We start from the raw sequence: 24,829 nt of genomic DNA, 5'->3' as shown, positions 1-24,829 counted from the left end.
AGCACCTTCCTTTTAATTTAAATGGAAACGAACTCGTTTCCTGGTTTCCTCGTCAATAGAAAGTATGGTAGACAAGTCAGGGTTATGAATACGATCGTGCATTTCTAAAGATTGTTCGATCTTCTTTTCTATATCCAGAAATGAAATTTTTCCTTCTAAAAACAACTGAACGGCTTCTTCATTTGCTGCATTCAACACAGTAGTCATTGACCCTCCTGCACGTCCTGCTTCATATGCCATTCTCAGACATGGAAAGCGCTCAAAATCCATTTTTTCAAAGTTCAGAGTAGCGATTTCCTCTAAATTAAGCTGTTTGGTAATAGGTAAATTCAGTCGTTCCGGATAAGTTAAAGCATATTGGATCGGCACCTTCATATCAGGTGTTCCAAGCTGCGCCATGACACTTCCATCTACATACTCGACCATCGAGTGAATGACACTCTCTCTATGAAGAATAACATGGATCTGGTCATAAGGTACATCAAAAAGCCAATGCGCCTCGATGACTTCTAACCCTTTATTCATCATAGAAGCAGAGTCAATCGTAATTTTTGCACCCATACTCCAGTTTGGGTGATTTAAAGCATCTTTAACCGTCACTCCTGCAAGTTCTTCTCTTGTGTTGTCCCTGAAACTCCCACCAGATGCCGTAATAATTAACTTATGAATGTCTTCCTTACGTTCACCATTTAGGGATTGGTATATAGCGGAGTGTTCACTATCCACAGGTAATAATTCTACGTTGTGTTTATGAGCTTCTGCCATAACCAGATGCCCGGCGGTTACGAGCGTTTCTTTATTAGCGATGGCAATTAACTTCTTAGCCTGGATAGCTTTTAGTGTTGCTGGGAGACCTATACTTCCCATTACAGCATTTACTACTACATCCACTTCATCTGCAACGCTCGCTTCAATCATACCTCCACTTCCTGTAAGAATAGGAGTTCCATTCACATGACCTGCTAAGCTTTTCTTTGTCTCTTCATCCTGTACCACTATTAAGCGAGGTTCAAATTCCTTGATAAGGGGTAAGGCTTTCTCGATATTCCGTCCAAAGGCCATAGAATGGAGGGAGAATTCTTCAGGGTGCAGGCGGATTACATCCAGGGTTTGCAAGCCAATAGACCCTGTGGCGCCCAGCAAAGTTATTTGCTTCATCATTCGCTCTCCTTTCTATATTGAAATGAAATTAATGAGGTGAAGAATTGGCAGAATGAATATCAAACTGTCAAACCGATCAAGTACACCACCATGTCCAGGAAGGATTTTCCCTGAATCTTTAACCGCATAGTGACGTTTGAACGCCGATTCCACTAAATCTCCAATCTGGCCCGCTATCGAAACAAGTATAGTAACGAGAATTACGATGAAGAGAGAATGCTCCAGTGGAGCGATTAACTGAAAAATTATGGCAACCAAAACTGCCAGAAGGACACCGCCGACGGAACCTTCAATTGTTTTTTTAGGACTAATCTGAGGCCATAATTTGTGTTTTCCAAAAGTTCTTCCAAACACATAGGCACCCGTATCTGTAGACCAGACTACAAACAAAGCAAAGAAAATATAAGAAAGGTCCGCTTCACGCGTTTCTATTAAATAATTAAAACCCATCCCTATATAGATAGCTGATAATAATAGGAACCCGGCGTCGTCAAACGTAAAACGATTTTTTACGAGGACGGTGTAGCTAAGCAGTACTAGAACAGCCAGTAACGTAATTTCCGATTTTGTAATTAAATTTTCCGCGTCTATATAAGCACCGAGGTCTCTGTAAGGAAACATAAGCGCCCACATTAATAACAACCCCAGCCCAGACGGTACAGAGTAACGAGAAATTTTCTTCATTCTTACAAGTTCCAGTAAAGCGATACTTGCAATGATATAAATAAATATTCTGAATGGTATTCCACCGGTCATAACGATCGGTAAAAAAATTAGGGCCGCAACTACGGCCGTTATTGTCCGTTGTTTCATAACATACGTTCACACCTTATACTCCGCCATAACGACGTTTCCTTTTTTGGTAATCTAGCAGCGCCTTTTCGAAATGACTCTCATCAAAATCAGGCCAATATACTTCAGTGAACCAGAATTCTGCATAAGCTAACTGCCATAATAAAAAGTTGCTCAAACGCTGTTCTCCACTTGTCCGAATTAATAAATCAGGCTCAATTAGTTCACATGTGTACAGATTAGAAGTGAATAATTCTTCGTTAATATCTTCACTGCTTAGTTCTCCCTCTTCTACTTGAGCAGCTATTTGCTTCACTGCATTGATCATTTCATAACGGCTGCCATAGTTTAAGGCGAAATTTAGAATAAGCCCATCATTGTGCTGAGTCTTCTCTGTAGCTTCCTGAACTGCTTTTTTTGTATGTGGAGGCAGAACGTTAAAATCACCAATTGTCCTGACTTGGACATTTCTCTCAATGAGTTCTGGCAAATATGTATTTAGAAAATCTACAGGTAATTTCATTAAGAAATCAACTTCATTTTTAGGGCGTTTCCAGTTTTCGGTAGAAAATGCATAAAGCGTTAAAACTTTGACACCAATATCTGATGCATGACGCACAATCTTTTTAACCACGCCCATCCCTTCTTTATGGCCGGCAATTCGCGGCATATTACGGTTTTTAGCCCAACGTCCATTTCCGTCCATGATAATCGCTACATGCTGGGGCAAATGGCTTTGTTCAAGACCTAGAGGCTGTGGCTTAATTTCTTTCTTGTTTTTTGTAAATGGAAACTTGAGTGGCATACTTGATCCTCCAGTCCGTTTCTTCCATCTTTCTATTATATACTATAATCCTACAACATGCTGAGCACGACATAAAGACCTGTGCAAAAGAAAGCGCAGAGGCAGAAAAATCGTTTCACTTCTCAAACGCTTAGGGAAGAAGCGCTCATTAATCCATATTACTACTACCAAAGGACTGTTTATCTACAAGGGAGCATAACAGACCTAACATAAAAAGCCGCGCTGCCTAACATCTACAGCGCGGCTCTATATACCTATTGGCATATCTGAAAATGAAGCAGATTATACTTCCATGATCTCTTCTTCTTTCGTTTTAGCCAACTGATCGATTTTCTCAACGTGCTTGTCCGTAGCTTTCTGCACGTCATCATGATAGGAACGGAGATCATCTTCAGTTAGTTCTCCCTCTTTTTCAAGTTTTTTCAAACGATCGTTGGATTCACGACGAATGTTTCGAACCTGCACTTTTGCTTCTTCCGTATATTTGCCAACTACTTTAGCTAAGTCTTTACGGCGTTCTTCGGTTAAAGATGGAATGTTAATACGAACGACATTACCATCGCTGGAAGGAGACAGTCCAAGGTCTGCTTTCTGAATTGCTTTTTCAATTTCCGCAATTGCTGATTTATCATATGGAGTGATAACCAGCAAGCGAGGCTCTGGAGCGCCAACTTGAGCTAACTGGTTCAAAGGTGTGGCAGCACCATAGTAGTCTACATATACATTGTCCAGAATAGCCGGGTTTGCACGGCCTGCTCTTACAGTAGCAAGCTGACGAGAGAAAGCTTGTACGGCTTGTTCCATTTGTTGATTTGTCTCATTAATCACTGCTTTAGACATGATTATTTCCCCCTTACAATCGTTCCAATATTTTCACCCATTACGGCTTTCTTGATATTACCTTCCTCCATAATAGAGAATACCAGTAAATCAATATCATTGTCCATACATAATGAGGATGCTGTTGAGTCCATAACTCCAAGCCCCTCATTTAAAACATCCATATAGGAGAGCTGGTCGTATTTCGTTGCATTTTCATTCAGCTTAGGGTCGTCGTTGTATACGCCGTCTACATTATTTTTTGCCATAAGAATAACATCTGCTTCTATTTCGGCTGCTCTAAGAGCTGCAGTTGTATCAGTTGAAAAATATGGGTTTCCGGTTCCTGCCGCAAAAATCACAACGCGCTTTTTTTCTAAATGACGTATAGCTTTACGTCTAATATAAGGCTCAGCTACTTGTCTCATTTCAATTGAAGTTTGAACACGGGTCGGGATGCCCTGGTTCTCTAAACTGTCCTGCAATGCAAGAGAATTCATTACAGTAGCCAGCATTCCCATATAATCGGCATTGGCACGATCCATACCCATTTCACTGCCGACTTTTCCGCGCCAGATGTTGCCGCCACCGACAACCACGGCAATTTCTACACCGAGCTCGGCCACTTCTTTCACTTGACGTGAAACAGATTGGATAATACTTGGTTCTAGTCCGAAACCAGCTTCGCCGCTCAAAGCCTCTCCGCTGAGTTTCAGTACAATACGACGATAACGAGCAGTAGTCATAGTAACCTCCCGGGTAATTGCTATTCTTTAAGTTGGTCTGCTACAAATTCCTTAACGTTATGTAGCCTTTGAAAATAGGGAACACGCCATGTGTGTCCCCTATCCTCAGCAGTCATTATTTTTTAACTTGGCTCATTACTTCATCAGCAAAGTTTTCTTCACGTTTCTGCATTCCTTCGCCTACTTCAAAACGTTGGAAAGAATTAACAGATCCGCCGGAAGACTTAACGAACTGCTTCACTTTTTGATCAGGATCTTTAACAAAGTCCTGTTCAAGTAAGCAAATTTCCTGGAAGAATTTATTCAGACGGCCTTCTACCATTTTCTCAACAATATTTTCAGGCTTTCCTTCATTAAGCGCCTGAGTCTTAAGCATTTCGCGCTCACTGTTGATTTCTTCTTCAGGAATAGCATCTGTTGAAACATAACGAGGATTTACAGCTGCGATGTGCATAGCTACATCTTTCGCTGCAGCTTCATCTGTAGAACCTTCAAGTACAGTAAGAACACCAATGTTACCGCCCATGTGAAGATAAGCACCAAAAGCGTCATTATCCGTTTTCTCCTGGATAGAGAAGCGGCGCAGGGAGATTTTCTCGCCAATTTTAGCTACTACATCTGTAATATAGCTGCTTAGTACTTCGCCTTCACCATGAAGTTTCTGCTCTAGAGCTTCTTCAACTGTTGCTGGCTTTTGATTGACAAGGTGTTGTCCAAGTTCTTGAAGCAATTTTTTAAACTGATCATTTTTTGTTACGAAATCTGTTTCACAGTTTACTTCGAAAAGAACAGCTGTGTTACCTGAGACTTCAATTGCAGCAGCACCTTCAGCAGCTACACGGTCTGCTTTTTTCTGCGCTTTGGAAATTCCTTTTTCACGAAGCCAAGCCATTGCTTCTTCCATGTTTCCGTCTGTTTCAGTTAGTGCTTTCTTACAATCCATCATTCCAGCACCAGTTTTTTCACGAAGTTCTTTTACCATTTTAGCGTTTACAGCCATTGTAAAGCCTCCTTATGAGTTGAACTAATTTTATTATGTTTAGCACCTTGGACCGAAGTCCAGGTGCATTTCTTCTTTAAAAAAGGTGATAAAAGGAATTCCCCCTTATCACCTCCTGAAACTTCATTACTCTTTAGCAGCTTCTACTTGAGCTTCTACTTCTTCTGTAACTTCAGTTTCTTCTCCTTGCTTAGCTTCAAGGACAGCATCTGCCATTTTAGAAGTAAGCAGCTTAACGGCACGGATTGCGTCATCATTTGCCGGGATAACGTAATCAATTTCGTCCGGGTCACAGTTTGTGTCAACCATACCTACAACAGGAATGTCTAATTTATGAGCTTCCGCAATCGCAATGCGCTCTTTCCGAGGATCGATGACAAACATTGCATCTGGAATACTCTTCATTTCTTTAATACCACCTAGGAATTTAACTAGACGATCTTTTTCTTTAAGCATGTCAACAACTTCTTTTTTAGGAAGTACATCTGTTGTACCGTCCTCTTCCATACGCTCAATATCTTTCAAACGATTGATACGCTTACGGATTGTTTCGAAGTTTGTAAGAGTTCCGCCCAACCAACGTTGGTTGATGTAATACATGCCGCAACGAGTTGCTTCGTCACGTACAGTATCCTGGGCTTGTTTTTTAGTACCTACGAAAAGAATGTTTCCACCATTAGCGGCTACATCTTTCACAAAATTAAATGCTTCATCTACCTTCTTAACGGTTTTTTGAAGGTCGATGATATAAATTCCGTTACGCTCCGTGAAGATATATTTTTTCATCTTCGGGTTCCAGCGACGGGTTTGGTGTCCAAAATGAACACCAGCTTCTAAAAGCTGTTTCATAGAAATTGCAGACATAATTGTTCCTCCTGTTTGGTTTATTTTTAGTATCCTCCGCCTTTATCATTTTCTTTTACAAACTCTTTTGTAAGAGCAACCTATAAAAGAATCCAAAGACGTGTGTATTGACACCGACAGTAAATATACCATACCACCGTAGCTCTATCAAGTTTTTCACTTAATGTTTTTGCTCAAATTTAATAAATAGTTCAATTTCTGTTTTACCTCTGTCTAATTTCTTCGCGATCTCATCTACAGAATATCCTACTCTTCTTAACTCTAAAATTCGGTAGTTGTCGCTGCGTTCAAAAAAGTCCTTCCCCTCGTTAGACAGGGGTGGTGAATAATTAGTGTGCTCTTCTGAAGATTTTACCTTATAATGCTTAGAGGATATAGACTCATCGACAATTGCCTTTCCACCCTCTGTTTTTTGATCATTTATCGAATGCTTTTCGGGCTGAAGCCAACTGCTCATTCGTTTGTTCTCTTCTTTAATTTCCATTAAATAAGAAGTAAACATATCTTCAATTTCTCTAGCTACTTCCTCCTGGCGCATTTCAAGCTCTTCGTTTTTTTCCACTCTGGTGGAGATCGTTAAAAGGGTAAGTATTATCACCCCGTCAATAATAAAACTGATGACTAATAAGAATGTGGACATCTTGATTTTCACCTGCTGTACACGATCGGTCCGTAAAACCTTGTCGTTTGTTTTTTGGTTATTCCTGGAGTTGGGAGTCTTCTAATGGACGAAGGACTATTTCCCCTTTATGTATTACAGCTTCTAACGGGTTGTAGAGACTTTTACCCTGGATTCGTATTGACCAAGCCCTGGCTGTACGTTATCAAACAGTTTACCTTCTGCCTGCCCCTTGGCGTCTTTTACGTCTCTAATCTTACACTCTAGTCGTTTAAGCTGGTCGGTAAAATCTTCAATATCTTCTTCCGTCTCCATAAATGATTTTCGCTGGCGAGAAAAGCGATTCTTTCCTTAGAGGACCATTCGTCTCTGTTTATCTTTTTCTACTTGTTCATAATGTTGCGCCTCGCGATTTTAAACAGAAGCCTGCTGGTACACTGCCATTAATAATATGTAAGCTTTCGTCTTATCCTGAGAACCAGGTATCTTTATTTTATTCCGTTTTTCCACCACACTCTCCCCCTTGTATTTAAGAGTTCATCATATCGCTTAGTGCGGCTTTCAACTTAAATATGGCCTTTGCGTGTATTTGAGAGATTCTTGAAGTAGTTAAGTTAAGCACTTCGCCAATTTCCGTTAGTGTAAGCTCCTCAGTGTAAAATAAACTGATCACCAACTGTTCCTTCTCATTAAGCTTTTGAATTTGAGTCGCGAGCTCCTGAAAGTTCTCACCTTGAATCATTGATGCAGAAGGCGTCATGGTTTGTTCATCAGGGATCGAGTAACCAATTCCTTCTTTATGCTCCTCCCCACCGTCTTTCGGCCTTTCTTCCATTGAAAGAACATTAGCATATAATGAATCTTTTACCGTTTCTTCCACTTCTGCCGCTGTCATATTTAATTCTTTTCCGATTTCCGCCGAAGTAACCGGCCGCTGAAGACGCTGCTCCAGTTTTTCAGTCATCTGCTCAATCTTTTTCGAACGATCCCGGACCGAGCGTGGGAGCCAGTCTTCTTTTCTTAAACCGTCCATAATAGAGCCGCGGATTCTGAAAGAAGCATAAGTGTCAAATTTTAAATCTCTTGTCGTGTCGAACTTCTTCAATGCATCATATAATCCAAGCATTCCTAAGCTTCTGACATCGTCCTTACTCACGCTTTTGGGTAAGTGAGCAGATATCCTCTGCACGTGGTAGCTTACTAAGTAATCATAAAGCTGAACTAATTGATTAGCAGCTTCCCCATCTTTATTGGTTGTCCATAGTTCCCATAGTCTTTCTTCTTGAGGAGATGAACAGTTTGCCATAATAACCCTCCCTGCTCTTTCTATAATCAATCACTTATCCTGCGTTTTATCTTCTTTTAAAATATTCAGATATTACCAAAATCCCCTTTGATCAAGCTCTTTACTAAATGAAGCCTGTCAGAGTTTTGAGAAAGAGCTGCTACATATCCAGTCAGTCTTCTATATTCTAAGAGCCGGTAAAGAAATAGAAAAAACTTGTGGCACCTCGGATGACAGAGGTTTCCCATAAATTAGACAAAGGGTAAAGAGTATGAAATTTAGCAGCGTACAAGTTCCAGTTAATAGAGCCGTTTATCAAATAATCATTTCTTCCTTATTTACTGTTTTTATATGAAGATTTGAAGTAAGTGGATTAAACTCAATAGTCCTGCCACTTTGCCCTCCTACATCCTGAGCTTCAATAGGGATATGCAAACTAGCAAGCTTTTTCTTTACAGCCTCAACATTTCTAGGACCTATCCTCATCATTTCACTCGCCGGTGTAAAATGAAACATTTGGGCTCCTCCTGCAATTTTTGCTTTTAATTGGAAGCTGTCAGCCCCTGATCGACTTAATTTAATAAGAAGATCTTCTATAGCTGTATCTGCATATTTAAATCGATTAATATCTCCCTTCCTGGCTAATGAAGAGTCAGGAAGCATAATATGAGCCATGCCTGCAGCCTTATGGAATTCATCATAGAGTACTATACCTACGCATGAACCGAGCCCTGAGGTGCGAAGTTTTTCTGATCGTTTTGTTACTTTTAGATCAGCTATTCCCACTTTAACCATTTGGATCATCTTCGTCATAAGCTGATACTCCCAGGGCTTTAAACAACGTATCATATGAATCAGGGTCTGGAAATAAGAAGAAGTGCCCCTCAACAGATCCTTTAGTCTCATCAGATGAGTCTGTCAGGCAAGTCTCGATTACAATACCCTGATCACTGACTAGGGATAGTTCCAGTAAACCGAAACTTAAGATGGCTCCTGCCATATCCATATTTAGTGAAGGAACAGAGTTGTAAAGCGTCAATTGTGTAAAATCTGAGAGGGCTGTAAGGTAAGAGCCAGACAGAATATTCCCTAATTCTTTGAGAGCTGATACACCAATTTCCATAGAATTGGAATTATGAATAGTAAAAGACGCATCTCCAGTCATGATTCTTACAAAACGTTCTGCTTGAGCTGGCGGCAAAATGAAAAACATCCCCCCTGGTGCATTGCCTTCTATTTTTAAATACACACTGACAACAACCTCTTCTGAACCCCCTGAAAGTTCAACCACTTCGTCAAAGTCTGCCAGTCGAACCGAGGGGACAAACATTTCGATCTTTCGTTCAAGTAAATGGGAAAGAGAGGTAGCCGCGTGTCCAGCTCCGATGTTGCCCACTTCCTTAAGTACATCTATTTGAACAGCTGAAAAACGATCACTGAATGTCATAGATTTATACTTCAACCTTTTTCAGGTCATGGACCTCTTCAAGAGACAGCACCTTTTCAAGGTTCAAATGAACCAGCAATCGTTGTTCAAGATGTACCACTCCCTGTATAAAATCTAATTCTTCAGTTCCTATTGCTTCAGGAGAAGGCTCAATTAATTCCTGATTGATATCAAGAACATCATTAGCTCCATCAACAATTAACCCCACAGCCAGATCACTTATTTTAGCTGTAATAATCCTGGTTTGCTCAGCCATTCTGGTATATTCCATTCCTAATCTCTCACGCAGGTCTATTATAGGAGTAACAACCCCTCTTAAGTTAATCACTCCTTTTACAAACGGAGCCGTTCCAGGGACCCTGGTGATCGGCATGATCCTCTCAATGGAACCTACTTGATGAACAGGAATTGTATATTCTTCCTCGTTTAGCTGAAAGACAATTACCTTTAAAAAAGAATTCATTTCTTCCATTCTCATTCCTCCTCTATTTAATAAGTGCATGACTATCAAGAATTAATGCTACTTGACCATCTCCTAAGATGGTGGCTCCTGAAATGGCATATGCTCCGCTCAAATAGTCTCCGAGAGATTTTAAAACGACCTCCTGCTGCCCGATAAACGAATCTACAACAAGACCTGCCATTTTATCTCCTTTTCTAACCATAACCAGAGAATGATATTCCCCCTCTTCGTATGATGAAGGTACTTCTAACACTTCTTCTAAAAAGACGAGAGGAACTACTCTTCCTCGAAAATCGATCACTTGTTTTCTATGAACTAACATAACGTCTTCTTTCTTAACAATCGCCGTCTCAATTATCGAACCAAGTGGAATCGCAAACTTCTCTTCCTGCACTTCTACAAGCATGACAGATATGATCGATAGCGTTAAAGGTAGTTGCACGGAAAAAACGCTGCCTCTGTCAAGCTCAGAATCTACCGTAATGGTACCACCCAGCGCTTCGATCGTATTCTTAACTACGTCCAACCCAACCCCTCGGCCAGATACATCAGAAACCACGTCGGCAGTCGAAAAACCACTTTCCATTATTAATTCATAAACCTGTTTATTGTTCATGTTTAGGGCCTGGTGTTCTGTAATCACATGGTTGCTTACCGCTTTTCGAATGACCTTATCCCGATTAATTCCTGCACCATCATCTGCTATTTCTATAAACACATGATTGCCGCTATGGAAGGATTTCAACTCCAGTTTCCCTGAAGGGTTTTTTCCTTTTCTTTCTCTTTCTGCTGGACTTTCTATTCCATGATCAAGAGCATTGCGGATTAAATGAACAAGAGGGTCTCCAATTTCATCGATAACGGTTCGATCAAGTTCTGTGTCTGCCCCAACTATACTCAAGCTTACTTGTTTACTCAGATCTCTGGAAAGCTGCCGCACCATACGAGGGAACCGGTTAAAAACTTGTTCGATCGGCACCATCCTCATATTAAGAATAATACTTTGCAAATCTCCTGAAATCCTGGACATGTGTTCCACTGTTTCCTGAAGTTCAGCATGTTTCAATTCACTTGAAATTTGTTCCAGTCTTCCTTTATCAATGACAAGTTCCTCGAACAAATTCATCAGTACATCCAATCGATCTATATTTATACGTACCGTTTTATTCCCAGTCTGCATTTGATTTGTTTTTTCTGAGTTTACTGAAGCTATTTTCTCTTTAGATTTGGTATTGTTTACAGATTCTGAAGAATTGTTTTCTTCCTGAGAAGATAATTCAGGTGAGCGTCTGTCAATCAGGAATTCAGCGACCGCAACTCTCTCTATTTCCGAGACTTTATGTATCTTTTTTTCTACTTCTTCCATGTTGGAAGAGGTTATTAATAAAACTATAAAACTTTGTTCAAATTCTTCGTTCTCCAACTGCTCCACAGAGGGGACGGACAGAATAACTTCCCCCAATTGCTCAAGCACCTCAAAAACCATATAGACACGAGCTGCCTTTAACAGGCAATCATCTCTTAAAGTAATTTCGACCCGATAATTTTGCTGACCTTGTTCTTTAGACTGCTCTAAAACTGTGCGGGTAAATTCATCAATAGACATACTTGCCGAAGTGTTCACCTGTTGGGCTGGTTCCAAAGAAAACGTTGTGGCTTTTTCACCTTTTTCAATACCTTCAAGCATTTTCACCACCTGTTTAACATCCCGATTACCAGCACCACCACCTGCTATATCCATGACCATCGCTTCTAAATCATCTACTGAGTCGAATACGATATCCAACATGTCACCATCTACTTTAATTAGTTCATTACGCACCCCATCTAGAACGTTTTCCATCTGATGAGTTAAATTAGATAGATCCTGATACCCCATTGTAGCTGACATGCCTTTCAAGGTATGGGCCGATCTGAATATTTCATTAACAATGGACAAGTCTTCAGGGTTTTTCTCTAACAATAATAGATGATCATTAATTGCTTGAAGATGCTCTTTACTTTCATCTATAAAAACTTCTAGGTATGGGTTATTATCCATTCTTCTTCCCCCTCTTTGGTCTAAGAGCTTTTATGATACTGCTGCCAATTCCTGATAAATGCATAACTTCATCAGCCAATCCAGCATTAAAAATAGCTTTAGGCATTCCAAATACAATACAGCTGTCTTCCGACTCGACAATGCTATAAGTCTGTGGATATTTTCGTTTTAGCTCATGTCTTTTTCATCGTCTTGCTCCTTTACTAATGAACCGCCTCAATTTAAATAAAAATTCTTGATGGTGAAGTTTATTTTCAGATAGATTTATATAGTTATAGACTATATTACTGATAGCTTTGCTTGCCTGAGCTTCAGGAAATTGAATCGTAAAAGGCTTCTTCTGAATGATTGAACGAATGACAGCACGGTCCTCAGGGATGGCACCTAAATATTGAACTTGAGTTTTTAAATGACGATGAATTACTTCCTGAAGACGGAAGCTGGTATCTTCACTCTCCCTTTCCAAAGCATACCGATTAAGGAGTATCGAAATCGGAAATTCTTTTTCCCTGGTTAGTAATCGTTTAATAAGTCCGTATGTACTTCTAATTGAAGTGGAGGACAGTGTAGTTACAATGATCGCTTCATGGGCAGCCGTCATAAATTCTGAACAATTCTCTTCTACAGTTGATCTCATATTAAATAGAATGTAATCATAGGACCGGTTTAACTCTTCAAACTGAGATTGAAAATATTGAAACTTACATTCATCAAGCTCAGAAAACACTTCCACCCCTGTCCCCCCGGCGAGATAAGATACAGATGATGGCGCCTGCTCGATAAGATCATGAATGGTTTTCTGTTCAGAAAAAAGATGAGCCAGTGAACGTGAAGGATGAACTTCTAATAATCGGTCGATCGTTCCCTTACCAACATCTAAATCAAAAATTAGGACGCGATGATTTTGTTCTATTAGTTTAATGCCAAAGTTAACAACGAAGGTGGATTTCCCTTCTCCTTCTACTCCGCTGGCAATAGCAATAGTGCGGGCTTTAGGTTCCACAACCCGGCTGCCCGTCATACGTAGCCGTAATTGCTCGGCTTGATCATGCATAACCATATCCCTCTGTAACTTTCCTCGCCATCTTGTCAGGCGAAGCTTCTTCAATGTCGTCTGGAACATTTTGCCCGTTAGTTAAGTAAGCGACACCAATTTTATGGTGAACCAGGAAATTAATCGCACTTCCATAAGTAGAGGTTTCATCTTCTTTTGTAAAAATAACCTTGCTGATGGGAATATGAAGAAATTTCTCATAAATATTTTTCATATCCATATATTTACTTGTTAACGATAATACTAAAAAAGTTTCGGAAGCATCATTAAATTTTAGTAGCTGGTTTAACTCTTCTACATAAGAAGACTGCAAGTAATTACGTCCAGCTGTATCCACTAACACAAGATCAAAATCTTTATATTTTTCTATTGCTTTTTCATAGTCTTTGAGGTTGTAGGCTACTTCAAGCGGAACGTCCAGTATTTTCGCATAGGTTTTCAATTGATCAATAGCCGCAATGCGGTATGTATCAGTGGTAATAAAGGCTACGTTTAGTTTTTGATTCAAAACCGCTTCCGCTGCCAATTTGGCTGCGGTCGTTGTTTTTCCAACTCCAGTTGGTCCTACTAAGTGCACAAATGTTTTACCCAAATGCTTATGTCCAAAAGGATGTGGATTCAGACGCTTAGTGATCTCTTCCGTTAATAACCGCTCCCTCCCATCCTTTTGACCAGAATGATCTGTCCCTTGTTTCCGTTCGATACTTTCTACAATACTTGCAGCAAGTTCAGGTTCTAGTTCTTGCGCAATCAGATGTTCATACCAGGCTGCGAATTTTCCAGAGCCCGGCGAGTGATCATTTGTAGATTCTATCGTCAAACGAAGCTGCTTCAACTCGTTCATGATGGCTTCATTCGATGATGCTGCCGTTTCATTAGAATTTAATGCTTTAGAACTTTTTGAAGACTGCTCCTTCTTCTGGATAGAATCGAAAGAATCTACGGCTGCAATGACTTCAATAAGATCTTTCTTGAACCTTTTGAACAGTCCCCTTGCCTTGACTGTTTTTGTATTCAACACTACCGCTTCAGGTCCTAATTCACTTTTCACCTTTTTCATGACTTCCGGCATGGTAACTGCCTGAAACTTTTTCACCTTCATGCGACATTCACTACTCCTACACTTTGCACTTCAACAGTTGGCTCTAATTCGTTATAAGATAACACAACTACTTGAGGTAAGAATCGTTCCAGCAGCTGCTTGATGTACATGCGGACAGCTGGCGAGCACAACAAAACCGCTGTTTCTTCCTGAAGTGAAATTTGTTCAACTTGAGCTGCCACGGCGCTAATAATGGACTGCTGACTTTCTGGATCCAGTGCTAGATAATTGCCATGTTCTGTCTGTTGAATGTTGTCTGCAATTATTTTCTCTACTTTACCGGATACGGTGATGACTTTGACACTTTGGTCTTCTTTCATATATTGACGGGTGAGCTGAGCGGCTAATGATTGTCTCGCGTATTCAGCAAGCAGATCCGTATCGGTGGTCATTCTGCCGAAATCAGCCAGTGTTTCGAAGATTACAGGTAAGTTATGAACGGACACGTTCTCACGTAAAAGTTTAGCCAAAACCTTTTGAACATCGCCAACTGATAAAGGCTCCGGTGTAACTTCGGCCACCAGAATTGGATGGGATTCTTTCAAATGATCAATCAGCTGCTGTGTTTCTTGACGTCCAAGGAGGGAATGGGCGTGCTGTTTAATTACCTCAGTAATATGAGTGGATACAACAGATGGAGGATCAACTACGGTATAGCCAGATAATTCTGCTTCATCTTTCAGGTCCTCAGTAACCCATTTGGCCGGTAAACCGAAGGCAGGTTCCTGCGTTTCGATTCCTTCTAATTCCTCATCTTCGTCTCCTGGGCTCATGGCTAAATAATGATCAAGCAGAAGCTCGCCGCGTGCCGCCTCATTTCCTTTTATCTTTAACCGATATTCATTCGGATGCAGCTGGATGTTGTCCCTTATTCTTACAACAGGAATGACTATCCCTAATTCGATAGCCAACTGTCTCCGGATCATGACAATCCGGTCTAATAAGTCCCCTCCCTGATTTGAATCAGCGATCGGAATAAGTGCATAGCCAAATTCAAACTCAATCGGATCCATACTGATTAAGTTAACCACATTTTCGGGCGATTTCATTTGATCACTTTCTGTTTCATCCAGCTCTTCGGACTCATTTTCAACTGGTTCTTCAACTTCTCTAGAGAGCCAGTAAGCCCCAAATCCTAACACGGAAGCTATAAGAGTTGTAAGAAAGAATGGAATCGGAGTTAAACCTAATAGAAAAATAGTTCCAGCAGCTATATATAACAATTTAGGATACCGGAGCAGCTGACTAGTTACATCTGTACTTAAATTACCCTGAGAAGCTACGCGCGTGACTACAATTCCGGTAGCTGTAGATATAAGCAGGGCAGGAATTTGACTGACAAGACCATCCCCTATGGTTAATCGCATATAGGTATCAATTGCTTCACTAAAGGACATGCCCATCTGGACCATTCCTATAATTAAACCAAACACTATATTAATAAGTACAATGATAATACCGGCTATAGCGTCTCCTTTAACAAACTTACTTGCTCCGTCCATCGCTCCATAAAAATCGGACTCATTTTCAATTTTTTCTCTGCGCTCTTTAGCTTGGTGTTCATTAATCATACCTGCATTCAAATCAGCATCTATACTCATCTGTTTTCCGGGCATAGCATCTAAGGTAAATCGAGCGGCTACTTCAGATACACGCTCTGCCCCTTTCGTGATTACTAGAAATTGAATAATAACCAGAATGACAAATACGACAAATCCAACCAAAGGGTTTCCTCCGATAACGAAAGTTCCAAATGTAGCAATCACACCTCCCGCTTCGGCTTCGGACAGAATGGAACGGGTTGTTGAAACATTTAAACCAAGTCGAAATAATGTAAGCAATAATAATAGGGTTGGAAAAACAGCAAATTGTAGCGCTTCCTCCATATTCATTGAAACTAAAATGACAATCAGAGCAAGCGTAATATTAATGAGAATAAAAAAACTAAGGAGCCACCCCGGAAGCGGAATCACAAGCATGACGATGATCAGGATCACGCCTAATAAAACGGATAAATCTCTTGCTGACATCAGTGGGCCTCCTTTACTTTAGATTTTTTTCTCCAATTGATATACGTAAGCAAGAATCTCTGCTACTGCTTTATAGAATTGCTCATCAATGGGCTGATCGATCTCAGTGTTTTTATACAAAGCTCTTGCCAAAGAACGGTTCTCAACGGTAACTACGTTGTTTGCTTTAGCTACTTCTTTAATCTTTAAAGCGATAAAATCAACCCCTTTAGCGACAATATAAGGCGCATCTCCCTGATCCTCACTGTACTTTACAGCAATTGCATAATGGGTGGGGTTCGTAATTACCACATCCGCATCAGGGACTTCACTCATCATGCGGGAAGCAGACATTTGCCGCTGCTTCTCTTTAATTTTTGCTTTAATCTGTGGATCCCCTTCCATGTTCTTATGTTCATCTTTAATGTCTTTTTTAGACATTCGTATATTTTTCTCATGATCGTAGCGCTGATATGTATAATCGATAACGGAGAGAATAAGCAGGGCGAGTGCTGAAGCAAGCCCCATTAAAATAGTAGTGTTACCAAAAAAAGCGAGGGCTGCCTGTACGGATTTCTGGGACATCAGCATCATTTCATCTTTATTAACCCAGATGATCGCAAATGTTATAGAGCCTACCATGGTAATTTTCAGCAAGGACTTTACAAGCTCGACGAGAGCCCGTGCTGAAAATATTTTTTTTGCTCCCTGGATAGGATCCAGCTTTTTTAAATCCACTTTTAATGGCTCACCGGTGAACATAATGCCCACCTGCAAAAGATTAGATGCTATACCAGCTACAATAGCCACCCCCATTATAGGAGCAAGGACTTTACTAATTTCCCAGGTCATTTCGACAAAAATCGTATGAACTTGCATTTCAGTTACATCCCAGTGAATATATTCTTGAAACGCATGTTCATACATTCCTGTCATAGTTGACTTCATTTGGCTCCCCAGTAAAAACAGGACGCCAAATACCATTAATAGAAGAAAGCCGGTATTTACATCCTGGCTTTTGGGAACCTGTCCTTTATTTCGACTATCCTGTCTCTTCTTAGGCGTAGCTTTTTCTGTTTTTTCGTCTGCTGCAAAGAACTGCAGGTCTAAATGTAAGTAATTCATGAGCAGCTAGCCTCCGAATATTTGCATTAAACCACGCATGGTGGTGAGCATAGTTTCAAATAATTGTTCAATCAGCATCATATAAAAAGTCATGGCTATGACCAGGACAGAGAGAGCTATGAATATTTTCAGCGGTAAACCAACTACAAACACGTTTAGCTGTGGCACCGTCCGTGCTACTATTCCAAGGGCAATATCTACAAGAAACAAGCAGCCAACAATAGGCGCGGCCATTAAAAAAGCTATAACAAACATCTGGTTGAAAGTCTCTATAACATATTGGATCCACGATTCATCTTGAAGCGGCAGCAATTGATCAATTGGAATCAGGGTGTAGCTGTAAAACACACCTTCAATCATTAGGTGATGCCCATCAACGGCCAAAATAAACAACAGAGTAATAATATTGAAGTACTGACCGATTAAAGGACTTTGAGCTCCTGTTTGAGGATCTATAACATTAGCAATCGCAAATCCCATCTGAAAATCAATAAAACCACCTGCGATTTGAATCGCTGCCAGTACAATATAGGCTAGTAGACCAACCGTAATTCCGACAGCTGCTTCTTTGAATAAAAGCAAAAAATATTCCTCATCCACAGCAAGCTCAGGTATAGAAAGCGAGAAATACATTAGTAATGCAATAAAAAAGCTAAAACCAACTTTATGCTGATTTGGAACATTTCGATAGGAGAAGAGCGGAAGTGTGACAAAAAAGGAGGTTACTCGAATGAATATTAATAAAAACGCGGGAATGCCCGCTAAATTTATCGAGTCCAGCATAGCTACCCTACTAACATATTTAAGTTACTGAATATACCGGCAGCAAACTCTACCATGTTGGTCAGCATCCAGGGACCAAAAAATATTAAACCCACCATTACCGCCACAATCTTCGGAATAAAAGCAAGCGTCTGTTCTTGGATTTGCGTCGTTGCCTGAAAAATACTAACCAGGAGGCCGACCGCCAAAGCTAGAATCAACAAGGGACCGGTAATCATTAAAACGGTATAAATGCCTTCCTTAGCAAATGAAATGACCATTTGATCGTTCATATTATTGACCTCCCTCCTAAAATCCTTCTAATAGCGATTTTGTAATTAAGAACCACCCATCAACCAGTACAAATAATAATATCTTAAAAGGAAGTGATATCATGACGGGAGGCAGCATCATCATACCCATGGACATAAGCACGCTCGCTACAGCCATATCAATAACGAGAAAAGGGACAAATATCATGAACCCCATTTGAAAAGCTGTTTTAAGTTCACTGATAGCAAAAGCTGGTACAAGCGTAGTGAGCGGAACATCCTGAATGGTCTCCGGCCGTTCCATTCCTGAATAATTCATGAATAAAGCTAAGTCCTTCTGCCTCGTATGTTTCCCCATAAAATCCTTCATAGGAATACTTGCTTCTTCATAAGCTTCATCCAATGTAATTTCCTCATTGAACAACGGCGTTAAGGCCTGGTTATTTACTTCCTGGAAAGTGGGGGCCATTATGAAAAATGTTAAAAAAAGAGCAATACCAACCAAAACTTGATTGGGAGGCATTTGCTGAGTCGCAAGCGAAGTCCTGACAAACGAAAGTACGATCAGAATCCTTGTAAAACTCGTCATTAAAATCAATATTCCAGGAGCAAGGGACAAGACCGTTAACAATAGCAGTAATTTAACGGAAGTAGAAATATCTTCAGGATCTGAACCGGAGAAGATATCGATAAATTCATTCATGATCTCTGCCCTCCTGATCCTGTCTTGACGCATTCTTTCTTTTTTCTTTCATGTCTTTAAGCTGTTTCTCAAATAATTGCTGAAACTGTACCGTTGAAGTACTTTCTTCCTTTCCCTTATCCTTTTTCCATTTTCCTAGCCACTTATCCAAAGGGAAAGCTTGTTCCATTCCTTGATGTTTATTCTTTTGGATCAAAGCGCTTTTGGTCGAAGGATCCGAGATCTCGGTAATGATTTCTACAGAATCCCCAACGCCAAGGATAAACACTTGTTCGCCAATCCGCACAGCCTGAATCGAACGGTTAGGTGCAAGGTTCATCCCTCCCAGGTTTTCCATTGTTCGATTCTGATTGAATACTTTATTCCTAGAATTAAAAAACTTTAATAGTCCATATATGAGAACTAATACTAGCAAAAGAACAAAAACCAGTTTTACAATATTCCACAGTAAGGACCCTTCAGCTGCTTCCACCTGAGAGGGATTGCCTCCGGAGGGAGCCTCAGAATCCTCTGCTGAGTTTGAAGATGGGCATCCTTCAAGCTGAGGATTTTCTAAACACTCAGTGGCAGAGGGTGCAGCATGAACGACCCCTGCACCTCCGAGAAAAATAGTAAATAAAGCGATAATGAAAGCTGTCCATCTAGTTTTTCGATACATAAACATTCCTCTTTAACTTAAGGCTTTTTGAATGGCTTCAATAACACGATCAGCTTGAAAAGGTTTAACGATAAAGTCTTTCGCCCCTGCTTGAATAGCATCGACAACCATTGCCTGTTGTCCCATTGCAGAGCACATAATTACTTTAGCATTTGGGTTATGCTGCTTTATTTCCTTTAGTGCTGTAATTCCATCCATTTCGGGCATGGTAATGTCCATCGTTACGAGATCAGGGTTTTTTTCTTTATATAATTCCACCGCTTTTTTCCCATCCTCTGCTTCAGCTGCAATTTCATACCCATTTTTCGTAAGAATGTCCTTTACCATCATTCTCATAAAAGCTGCATCATCTACAATCATTATTCTTTCTCCCATCTTACTTCCTCCTTGATTAACGTAATTTACTCAGCCGATCTTTAGGGCTTAATATGTCGGTAACCCGTACACCGAAGTTCTCGTCGATCACGACAACTTCTCCCTTAGCCATCAATTTTTCATTTACAAGAATATCAACTGGTTCGCCTGCTAACTTATCCAGTTCTATCACAGAACCTGCTGATATTTCTAAAATTTCCTTTATTGTACGCTTCGTGCGACCAAGTTCTACGGTGACTTTTAATGGAATGTCCATCAGCATATCTAAGTTTCTTTGCTCATTGTTATTAAGCTTTACAGATTCAAAGTTTTGGAATTGAGCGGTCTGAATATTCGCCTCATTAACGCCTTGCCCCACCGGCCCTCCTACGTACTGAGGTTCAACTTCCTCGTGAGATGTTGATGTACTCGAACCCTTGTAAGACTCCCCCGTAGTAACAGCAGCTTTGGTGGGCTGATCGTCTTCTCTTGAACCCGAAGGTTTTTTTAGTGGTTTTTGAGGGGGTTCTTGGTCCTCAGGATTCATTAACTGGTCCACTAACTCTCTAGCAAAACCAACAGGAAGAAGCTGCATAATATTAGAATCGATCAATGTCCCCACTTTAAGCTGGAAAGAAACTTTCACAAGAGTTTCATCGTCTGGAATCTGATCCGTACCCCGGTCTTCCTCGAGGTTTAACACATCAATGGAGGGGGGAGAGATATCCACTTTTTTATTAAATATAGTTGACATGCTGGTCGCTGCTGACCCCATCATTTGGTTCATAGCTTCCTGGACAGCACTTAAAGAAATTTCATTTAATTGATCATCAGGTGAGCTGCCATCTCCTCCCAGCATTAGATCTGCAATAATAGCTGCATCTTTAGTATTAATAACTAGAACATTTTCCCCTGAGAATCCATCCGTGTAAGTAACACCGACTGCGACGTATGGTTTCGGAAATTCATCAGGCAGCCGATTACGGTTTACAACTGTGATTTTCGGTGTTGTAATTTGCACTTTCTGATTTAATAAGGAAGACAAAGCTGTAGCAGAACTTCCAAAAGATATATTTCCGATTTCACCTAGTGCATCTTCTTCAAGTATTGATAATTCTTCTGCCAAACCTTGATTATAAGATGAGCGATTAAGATCTTCGCCTGTACTGCCATTCAGAAGAGCATCTATTTCATCCTGTGATAACATATCGTCACTCATTTCTTTCCGCCTCCCCTCGATAGTCTTCTAAAACTTGCACAGCGAGATGATTTTTAATTGTACCCGGCTGTACATGAAACTTTTGTGTGTTATCTACTTTTAATGTCATAGGTCTGTCAATTTGCTGACTTAGTCGAATCACATCATTTTCCTTCAACCCTAAGAACTGCTGAATCGATATGTTGGATTCTCCGAGCAGAGCTTTCATATCTACTTCTGCCCCTTTAATAGTTTTCGCTAAAGCTTCATATTCTCCAGGATCTCTGTCTTTCGGCTGTTGCTTTTGCATCCAATAATGTACGGAGAGCTTCGGAATGATTGGTTCTAACACTACGTGAGGGATGCATATATTAATCATACCGCTCGATTCTCCAATGGTTGTGTTTAAGGAAACAACTACCACCGTCTCATTAGGCGATACCATTTGCAGGAATTGAGGATTCACTTCAAATTCTTCCAGTATCGGATCGATCTCCACTATAGAACCCCAGGCTTCCTGATAGTTATCGAGGGCTTTCTCAAATAAGTGAGACATAATTGTCGTTTCAATTTCTGTTAAGTTGTCCACTTTGCTAACACTGCTACCTCTGCCTCCCAGGACTCGGTCCATCATGGCATAAGCTACATTAGGGTTGGTTTCCAGCAGAATTCTTCCTTCTAATGGAGATACACTGAATATATTCAGTATGGTCATTGTTGGAATAGATCTGATAAATTCTTCATAAGGCAGCTGGTCTACTGAAGCGACCTCGATATTTACATATGTGCGCAGATGTGCTGAAAAATAAGTAGTAAGCAGCCTGGAGAAATTTTCATGTATTCTGGAAAGACTTCTAATCTGGTCTTTTGAGAATCGCAGCGCTCTTTTAAAATCGTAGGATCGAACTTTTCTCTCTTTTTCTTCATTCTTTAATTCTTCGGCATCCATTTCACCCGTTGATAAAGCGGATAGCAAGGAATCTATTTCATTCTGAGATAGAACCTCTTCTGCCACACTCTCACCCCCTTACCAGGATTGTTAATTATTGTAGAACTTTGTCTACTGTATAAACATCAGTAACGGTCCCCTGGCTCATTACGTCGTTCAATTTTGCTTTTAACTGGTCCTCAAGGTCACCCAGACCCGATTGAAACGATTCCGAATCCATAACCGCAAGTTCTTTAATCAATATATTTTGCATCTGGAAATCTCTCTTTTGTAATTCTTCTAAAGATGTTTTGCTGTCAGTTACCACACGAAAGCGGATGCGGACAAAGTCCCCATTCTTTAAATCCGTTGTAATATCCTCCGTCAGCATGGAAGACTTACGCATTTCATCAATGGATCTTTTTCCACTTACTTCATCTGTACCATTCAGATTCATGACGATAATAAGGGTGGCTGCACCGAGAAGAGTAAGTGTACTGAGGATAATAATCATTGTCTTAAAGACTCGATTTTTAATCGTCATCACCTGCCTGTCCAGCTATTCTAAAAAGCCCTACTTCTCTATAAAACCTTTTGATTTTCTTTACCACAATTTCTTCCTGCTCTTTAACCAGAAGCTTTTTTCCTTGAGTTGTAGTTATCATAGTGTCCGGATTGGATTGAATTTGCTCTATGTAGATTGCGTTTAAGGTAAACGAATCTCCGTTTAATTTCGTTAAAGCTATCATAATGATCAGGGAGGCTTTATAATCCGCCTCCCCGCCCTCCTCTCCGGTTATCGTTTCAAGTTAACTAGTTCCTGAAGAATTTCATCTGAAGTCGTAATAATCCTCGTATTGGCCTGAAATCCCCTTTGTGCTGTAATCATTTCAGTGAACGATTCAGCTAAATCCACATTGGACATCTCAAGAGCCCCTGCGACCATTTGTCCTGTTCCATCCTCTCCAGCAAGCGAAAGATCGCCTAATTCCGCAATGGGCTCACCAGCGTTAGTGGTATAGCGATAGGAATTGCCACCCACCTTTTCAAGGCCGCTTGGGTTAGCAAAGTTAGCCAGTCTGATCTGCCCTGCTACTTTAGGTGTACCATTAACATCTACATAACTTACAGCACCGTCCGGCTGGATACTAAAACTCTGAGCGTCTTCAGGAATGGTAATCATTCCAGCATTGTTTTGTGCGGTATTCGGACCGTTCTGGTTTATAGTATAAGGCTCACCAACTAAGTATTTTCCTTCATTGTTCACGATTGCCCCTTCAGAATCCAAATAGAAATTCCCCGCTCTCGTAAAGCTCGTATTCACGTTGTCAAGATTGAATGCTTTCCCTTCAGTATTAATGTCATCCGTTCCACCTTCGGCAAGCATAAACATCCCGTCTCCTTCAAGAGACAAATCCAAGGGGCGATTCGTAGTCTGGCGATTGCCTTGAGTATGGATTGTATCAATGGATCCTGTTTGAGATCCCAGCCCTACTTGAGAAGGGTTCAAACCTCCTCGCGTGTTGCCGTTTGCTCCCTCAGTAGGCCCTTGAGCTCCTGTCATCGTTTGACTCATCATATCCTGAAATGTAACGCGCCCTTTTTTGTATCCGTACGTATTTACATTGGCAATGTTATTTCCAATCGTATCTAACTGTGTTTGAAAGCCTTTCATTCCGGAAATACCCGCATACATTGAACGTAGCATATTGAAACATTCCTCTCATTTTGTAATTTGATCAGCCGCTTCCATCAGTCAGCGGTAGTACGGCCTCCCTTGAGGGTCCAGCCTAATCTTCTAAAACAATGGTGCCATTTATGTTTGTGAAAATTTGAGATGCAGCTTCTTCTCTTCCAAGCGCTGTAACTACAGTGTTATTTTTAGTACTTACTACAAAAGCTGCCTGGTTCGTAATGACTAAACTATCCGTTACACCTTTGGATTTGGCTTCCGCCATCTTATTAGAAATCTCATTCCATTTGTTTTCTTCAATTTCTATATTCCGTTGTTTCAACCGCTTTTCTGCATGTTTACTTATTTTTAATGTCTGAGTATCATTAAGAACCTTTTGAAAGGAGGTATCTGTTTTCGTTTTCGTTTTCGTTTTGTTCCCTAGAGGTGCTTGTAGTGGTTGGTGAAATTGATGAATGCGAGGATTCAATCTATTCACCGGAACTTTCTTCACCTGTATCACTGACAGATATAATTTGGTTGACTGGCAGTTTAAGGCCTGAATTCAACTCAAGAGAGGTATTTCCGTCTTTTTGAGCCACGGATGTAACTACTCCTTTTTCTACACTCTCCCGGGCCCCCGTTTCTTCATTAACTATTGGGTAGGTAACTTCCTTACCTATCAAACCGCTATATTGGACCAGGGGCGGTAGACTTTGAGTTTCTAAAAATTTCTCCATAGATTGAGACATATTCGTCATTTGTTCCAAATTAGAAAACTGAGTCATCTGGGAGATAAACTCTTTATCTTTCATCGGGTCAAGAGGGTTTTGATTTTGAATTTGCGCCATTAAAATCTTTAAGAAATCATCTTTTCCGAGTGAGGTATTTGTGCTCCCGGCAGCTGGCTGATTTTTTAAATAGTAGGACGAATCAATCGTATTCATGTC

At 40.5% G+C, this 24,829-nt stretch carries 31 protein-coding genes; all 31 read right to left on the bottom strand.

All coding sequences use genetic code 11. The annotated features are described in order from the left end of the window. Nucleotides 1-12 precede the first annotated feature (12 nt). Nucleotides 13-1,158 carry a 1-deoxy-D-xylulose-5-phosphate reductoisomerase gene (dxr, locus tag HBHAL_RS10130; RefSeq protein WP_041601318.1) on the bottom strand — a complete coding sequence of 382 codons (1,146 nt, stop codon included), beginning with the start codon at nucleotides 1,156-1,158 and terminating at the stop codon, nucleotides 13-15. Between the two features lie 15 nt (nucleotides 1,159-1,173). Next, nucleotides 1,174-1,974 carry a phosphatidate cytidylyltransferase gene (locus HBHAL_RS10125; RefSeq protein WP_014643308.1) on the bottom strand — a complete coding sequence of 267 codons (801 nt, stop codon included), beginning with the start codon at nucleotides 1,972-1,974 and terminating at the stop codon, nucleotides 1,174-1,176. A 16-nt stretch (nucleotides 1,975-1,990) separates the two neighbouring features. Then, complete coding sequence (locus HBHAL_RS10120) at nucleotides 1,991-2,758, bottom strand: isoprenyl transferase (protein ID WP_014643307.1); 768 nt, start codon at nucleotides 2,756-2,758, stop codon at nucleotides 1,991-1,993. Between the two features lie 282 nt (nucleotides 2,759-3,040). After that, on the bottom strand, nucleotides 3,041-3,598 hold the full coding sequence (gene frr / locus HBHAL_RS10115) for a ribosome recycling factor (RefSeq protein WP_014643306.1): 558 nt from the start codon (nucleotides 3,596-3,598) through the stop codon (nucleotides 3,041-3,043). Nucleotides 3,599-3,600: 2 nt separating this feature from the next. Continuing rightward, on the bottom strand, nucleotides 3,601-4,323 hold the full coding sequence (pyrH, locus tag HBHAL_RS10110) for a UMP kinase (protein ID WP_014643305.1): 723 nt from the start codon (nucleotides 4,321-4,323) through the stop codon (nucleotides 3,601-3,603). A 115-nt stretch (nucleotides 4,324-4,438) separates the two neighbouring features. Beyond that, a complete protein-coding gene (gene tsf, locus HBHAL_RS10105) occupies nucleotides 4,439-5,323 on the bottom strand; it encodes a translation elongation factor Ts (protein ID WP_014643304.1) in 885 nt (294 codons plus the stop codon). A gap of 126 nt (nucleotides 5,324-5,449) precedes the next feature. Next, nucleotides 5,450-6,187, bottom strand: coding sequence for a 30S ribosomal protein S2 (rpsB, locus tag HBHAL_RS10100; RefSeq protein WP_014643303.1), 738 nt, complete (start codon nucleotides 6,185-6,187; stop codon nucleotides 5,450-5,452). 160 nt (nucleotides 6,188-6,347) lie between these two features. Beyond that, a complete protein-coding gene (locus HBHAL_RS10095) occupies nucleotides 6,348-6,827 on the bottom strand; it encodes a DUF6115 domain-containing protein (protein ID WP_014643302.1) in 480 nt (159 codons plus the stop codon). A 123-nt stretch (nucleotides 6,828-6,950) separates the two neighbouring features. Next, the gene (locus HBHAL_RS21495; protein ID WP_014643301.1) at nucleotides 6,951-7,121 is read right to left on the bottom strand and encodes a hypothetical protein; all 171 of its coding nucleotides are present in this window, start codon (nucleotides 7,119-7,121) and stop codon (nucleotides 6,951-6,953) included. A 214-nt stretch (nucleotides 7,122-7,335) separates the two neighbouring features. After that, nucleotides 7,336-8,112, bottom strand: coding sequence for a FliA/WhiG family RNA polymerase sigma factor (locus tag HBHAL_RS10090; RefSeq protein ID WP_014643299.1), 777 nt, complete (start codon nucleotides 8,110-8,112; stop codon nucleotides 7,336-7,338). Between the two features lie 294 nt (nucleotides 8,113-8,406). After that, nucleotides 8,407-8,904 carry a chemotaxis protein CheD gene (locus HBHAL_RS10085; protein WP_014643298.1) on the bottom strand — a complete coding sequence of 166 codons (498 nt, stop codon included), beginning with the start codon at nucleotides 8,902-8,904 and terminating at the stop codon, nucleotides 8,407-8,409. Then, the gene (locus tag HBHAL_RS10080; RefSeq protein WP_014643297.1) at nucleotides 8,879-9,538 is read right to left on the bottom strand and encodes a chemotaxis protein CheC; all 660 of its coding nucleotides are present in this window, start codon (nucleotides 9,536-9,538) and stop codon (nucleotides 8,879-8,881) included. Before HBHAL_RS10080 ends, HBHAL_RS10085 begins: the two co-directional genes overlap by 26 nt. A gap of 4 nt (nucleotides 9,539-9,542) precedes the next feature. Then, entirely contained in the window at nucleotides 9,543-10,010 is a 468-nt protein-coding gene (locus HBHAL_RS10075) for a chemotaxis protein CheW (protein WP_014643296.1), read from the bottom strand. 13 nt (nucleotides 10,011-10,023) lie between these two features. Next, on the bottom strand, nucleotides 10,024-12,042 hold the full coding sequence (locus tag HBHAL_RS10070; protein WP_014643295.1) for a chemotaxis protein CheA: 2,019 nt from the start codon (nucleotides 12,040-12,042) through the stop codon (nucleotides 10,024-10,026). After that, on the bottom strand, nucleotides 12,035-12,184 hold the full coding sequence (locus HBHAL_RS21195; RefSeq protein ID WP_145956036.1) for a chemotaxis protein CheB: 150 nt from the start codon (nucleotides 12,182-12,184) through the stop codon (nucleotides 12,035-12,037). Before HBHAL_RS21195 ends, HBHAL_RS10070 begins: the two co-directional genes overlap by 8 nt. A 42-nt stretch (nucleotides 12,185-12,226) precedes the next feature. Beyond that, nucleotides 12,227-13,096 (bottom strand): nucleotide-binding protein, encoded by an 870-nt coding sequence (locus tag HBHAL_RS10065; protein ID WP_014643293.1) that lies wholly within the window; start codon nucleotides 13,094-13,096, stop codon nucleotides 12,227-12,229. Continuing rightward, the gene (gene flhF / locus HBHAL_RS10060) at nucleotides 13,089-14,198 is read right to left on the bottom strand and encodes a flagellar biosynthesis protein FlhF (RefSeq protein ID WP_014643292.1); all 1,110 of its coding nucleotides are present in this window, start codon (nucleotides 14,196-14,198) and stop codon (nucleotides 13,089-13,091) included. Before flhF ends, HBHAL_RS10065 begins: the two co-directional genes overlap by 8 nt. Beyond that, entirely contained in the window at nucleotides 14,195-16,228 is a 2,034-nt protein-coding gene (gene flhA, locus HBHAL_RS10055) for a flagellar biosynthesis protein FlhA (RefSeq protein ID WP_014643291.1), read from the bottom strand. The genes flhF and flhA overlap by 4 nt, the downstream gene beginning before the upstream one ends. A gap of 18 nt (nucleotides 16,229-16,246) precedes the next feature. Further along, nucleotides 16,247-17,332, bottom strand: coding sequence for a flagellar biosynthesis protein FlhB (flhB, locus tag HBHAL_RS10050; RefSeq protein WP_014643290.1), 1,086 nt, complete (start codon nucleotides 17,330-17,332; stop codon nucleotides 16,247-16,249). A 6-nt stretch (nucleotides 17,333-17,338) separates the two neighbouring features. After that, nucleotides 17,339-18,115, bottom strand: a complete 777-nt coding sequence (fliR, locus tag HBHAL_RS10045) for a flagellar biosynthetic protein FliR (RefSeq protein WP_014643289.1) — start codon at nucleotides 18,113-18,115, stop codon at nucleotides 17,339-17,341. A 2-nt stretch (nucleotides 18,116-18,117) separates the two neighbouring features. Then, nucleotides 18,118-18,387 (bottom strand): flagellar biosynthesis protein FliQ, encoded by a 270-nt coding sequence (gene fliQ, locus HBHAL_RS10040; RefSeq protein WP_014643288.1) that lies wholly within the window; start codon nucleotides 18,385-18,387, stop codon nucleotides 18,118-18,120. A 16-nt stretch (nucleotides 18,388-18,403) separates the two neighbouring features. Beyond that, nucleotides 18,404-19,069, bottom strand: coding sequence for a flagellar type III secretion system pore protein FliP (fliP, locus tag HBHAL_RS10035; protein WP_014643287.1), 666 nt, complete (start codon nucleotides 19,067-19,069; stop codon nucleotides 18,404-18,406). Further along, complete coding sequence (locus HBHAL_RS10030) at nucleotides 19,062-19,727, bottom strand: flagellar biosynthetic protein FliO (protein ID WP_014643286.1); 666 nt, start codon at nucleotides 19,725-19,727, stop codon at nucleotides 19,062-19,064. Before HBHAL_RS10030 ends, fliP begins: the two co-directional genes overlap by 8 nt. Nucleotides 19,728-19,739: 12 nt before the next feature. After that, the gene (locus HBHAL_RS10025; protein ID WP_014643285.1) at nucleotides 19,740-20,102 is read right to left on the bottom strand and encodes a response regulator; all 363 of its coding nucleotides are present in this window, start codon (nucleotides 20,100-20,102) and stop codon (nucleotides 19,740-19,742) included. Nucleotides 20,103-20,118: 16 nt separating this feature from the next. Continuing rightward, complete coding sequence (gene fliY / locus HBHAL_RS10020) at nucleotides 20,119-21,300, bottom strand: flagellar motor switch phosphatase FliY (RefSeq protein ID WP_014643284.1); 1,182 nt, start codon at nucleotides 21,298-21,300, stop codon at nucleotides 20,119-20,121. Next, nucleotides 21,293-22,294, bottom strand: a complete 1,002-nt coding sequence (gene fliM, locus HBHAL_RS10015) for a flagellar motor switch protein FliM (protein ID WP_014643283.1) — start codon at nucleotides 22,292-22,294, stop codon at nucleotides 21,293-21,295. The genes fliY and fliM overlap by 8 nt, the downstream gene beginning before the upstream one ends. A 28-nt stretch (nucleotides 22,295-22,322) precedes the next feature. Further along, nucleotides 22,323-22,751 carry a flagellar basal body-associated protein FliL gene (fliL, locus tag HBHAL_RS10010; RefSeq protein WP_014643282.1) on the bottom strand — a complete coding sequence of 143 codons (429 nt, stop codon included), beginning with the start codon at nucleotides 22,749-22,751 and terminating at the stop codon, nucleotides 22,323-22,325. After that, the gene (locus HBHAL_RS10005) at nucleotides 22,741-22,956 is read right to left on the bottom strand and encodes a flagellar FlbD family protein (RefSeq protein ID WP_014643281.1); all 216 of its coding nucleotides are present in this window, start codon (nucleotides 22,954-22,956) and stop codon (nucleotides 22,741-22,743) included. The genes fliL and HBHAL_RS10005 overlap by 11 nt, the downstream gene beginning before the upstream one ends. 47 nt (nucleotides 22,957-23,003) lie before the next feature. Next, nucleotides 23,004-23,915, bottom strand: a complete 912-nt coding sequence (flgG, locus tag HBHAL_RS10000) for a flagellar basal body rod protein FlgG (protein ID WP_014643280.1) — start codon at nucleotides 23,913-23,915, stop codon at nucleotides 23,004-23,006. A gap of 82 nt (nucleotides 23,916-23,997) precedes the next feature. Further along, nucleotides 23,998-24,378: a TIGR02530 family flagellar biosynthesis protein gene (locus HBHAL_RS09995; RefSeq protein WP_014643279.1), complete on the bottom strand. Its 381-nt coding sequence runs from the start codon at nucleotides 24,376-24,378 to the stop codon at nucleotides 23,998-24,000. Further along, complete coding sequence (gene flgD / locus HBHAL_RS09990; RefSeq protein ID WP_014643278.1) at nucleotides 24,371-24,826, bottom strand: flagellar hook assembly protein FlgD; 456 nt, start codon at nucleotides 24,824-24,826, stop codon at nucleotides 24,371-24,373. Before flgD ends, HBHAL_RS09995 begins: the two co-directional genes overlap by 8 nt. Between the last annotated feature and the right edge of the window lie 3 nt (nucleotides 24,827-24,829).

Origin of the sequence: Halobacillus halophilus DSM 2266 (genome assembly GCF_000284515.1) — a bacterium.
Taxonomy (GTDB): domain Bacteria; phylum Bacillota; class Bacilli; order Bacillales; family Halobacillaceae; genus Halobacillus; species Halobacillus halophilus.
The sequence above is the reverse complement of the archived record's forward strand: the minus strand, read 5'-3'. Positions and strand labels throughout refer to the sequence as shown.

Excerpts from the sequence above, each read along its gene's own strand:
- fliR (WP_014643289.1), bottom strand. The coding sequence starts at position 18,115 with ATGCTGGACTCGATAAATTTAGCGGGCATTCCCGCGTTTTTATTAATA.
- pyrH (WP_014643305.1), bottom strand. The coding sequence starts at position 4,323 with ATGACTACTGCTCGTTATCGTCGTATTGTACTGAAACTCAGCGGAGAG.
- flgG (WP_014643280.1), bottom strand. The coding sequence starts at position 23,915 with ATGCTACGTTCAATGTATGCGGGTATTTCCGGAATGAAAGGCTTTCAA.
- HBHAL_RS10065 (WP_014643293.1), bottom strand. The coding sequence starts at position 13,096 with ATGCATGATCAAGCCGAGCAATTACGGCTACGTATGACGGGCAGCCGG.
- fliQ (WP_014643288.1), bottom strand. The coding sequence starts at position 18,387 with ATGAACGATCAAATGGTCATTTCATTTGCTAAGGAAGGCATTTATACC.
- HBHAL_RS10090 (WP_014643299.1), bottom strand. The coding sequence starts at position 8,112 with ATGGCAAACTGTTCATCTCCTCAAGAAGAAAGACTATGGGAACTATGG.
- fliL (WP_014643282.1), bottom strand. The coding sequence starts at position 22,751 with ATGACGATTAAAAATCGAGTCTTTAAGACAATGATTATTATCCTCAGT.
- frr (WP_014643306.1), bottom strand. The coding sequence starts at position 3,598 with ATGTCTAAAGCAGTGATTAATGAGACAAATCAACAAATGGAACAAGCC.
- HBHAL_RS10005 (WP_014643281.1), bottom strand. The coding sequence starts at position 22,956 with ATGATAGCTTTAACGAAATTAAACGGAGATTCGTTTACCTTAAACGCA.
- HBHAL_RS10125 (WP_014643308.1), bottom strand. The coding sequence starts at position 1,974 with ATGAAACAACGGACAATAACGGCCGTAGTTGCGGCCCTAATTTTTTTA.
- HBHAL_RS10070 (WP_014643295.1), bottom strand. The coding sequence starts at position 12,042 with ATGGATAATAACCCATACCTAGAAGTTTTTATAGATGAAAGTAAAGAG.
- fliP (WP_014643287.1), bottom strand. The coding sequence starts at position 19,069 with ATGAATGAATTTATCGATATCTTCTCCGGTTCAGATCCTGAAGATATT.
- HBHAL_RS10120 (WP_014643307.1), bottom strand. The coding sequence starts at position 2,758 with ATGCCACTCAAGTTTCCATTTACAAAAAACAAGAAAGAAATTAAGCCA.
- tsf (WP_014643304.1), bottom strand. The coding sequence starts at position 5,323 with ATGGCTGTAAACGCTAAAATGGTAAAAGAACTTCGTGAAAAAACTGGT.
- rpsB (WP_014643303.1), bottom strand. The coding sequence starts at position 6,187 with ATGTCTGCAATTTCTATGAAACAGCTTTTAGAAGCTGGTGTTCATTTT.
- flgD (WP_014643278.1), bottom strand. The coding sequence starts at position 24,826 with ATGAATACGATTGATTCGTCCTACTATTTAAAAAATCAGCCAGCTGCC.
- fliY (WP_014643284.1), bottom strand. The coding sequence starts at position 21,300 with ATGAGTGACGATATGTTATCACAGGATGAAATAGATGCTCTTCTGAAT.
- flhB (WP_014643290.1), bottom strand. The coding sequence starts at position 17,332 with ATGAATTACTTACATTTAGACCTGCAGTTCTTTGCAGCAGACGAAAAA.
- HBHAL_RS10025 (WP_014643285.1), bottom strand. The coding sequence starts at position 20,102 with ATGGGAGAAAGAATAATGATTGTAGATGATGCAGCTTTTATGAGAATG.
- dxr (WP_041601318.1), bottom strand. The coding sequence starts at position 1,158 with ATGAAGCAAATAACTTTGCTGGGCGCCACAGGGTCTATTGGCTTGCAA.
- HBHAL_RS10095 (WP_014643302.1), bottom strand. The coding sequence starts at position 6,827 with ATGTCCACATTCTTATTAGTCATCAGTTTTATTATTGACGGGGTGATA.
- HBHAL_RS10085 (WP_014643298.1), bottom strand. The coding sequence starts at position 8,904 with ATGACGAAGATGATCCAAATGGTTAAAGTGGGAATAGCTGATCTAAAA.
- flhF (WP_014643292.1), bottom strand. The coding sequence starts at position 14,198 with ATGAAGGTGAAAAAGTTTCAGGCAGTTACCATGCCGGAAGTCATGAAA.
- HBHAL_RS10075 (WP_014643296.1), bottom strand. The coding sequence starts at position 10,010 with ATGGAAGAAATGAATTCTTTTTTAAAGGTAATTGTCTTTCAGCTAAAC.
- HBHAL_RS10080 (WP_014643297.1), bottom strand. The coding sequence starts at position 9,538 with ATGACATTCAGTGATCGTTTTTCAGCTGTTCAAATAGATGTACTTAAG.
- HBHAL_RS21495 (WP_014643301.1), bottom strand. The coding sequence starts at position 7,121 with ATGGAGACGGAAGAAGATATTGAAGATTTTACCGACCAGCTTAAACGA.
- HBHAL_RS10030 (WP_014643286.1), bottom strand. The coding sequence starts at position 19,727 with ATGTATCGAAAAACTAGATGGACAGCTTTCATTATCGCTTTATTTACT.
- flhA (WP_014643291.1), bottom strand. The coding sequence starts at position 16,228 with ATGTCAGCAAGAGATTTATCCGTTTTATTAGGCGTGATCCTGATCATC.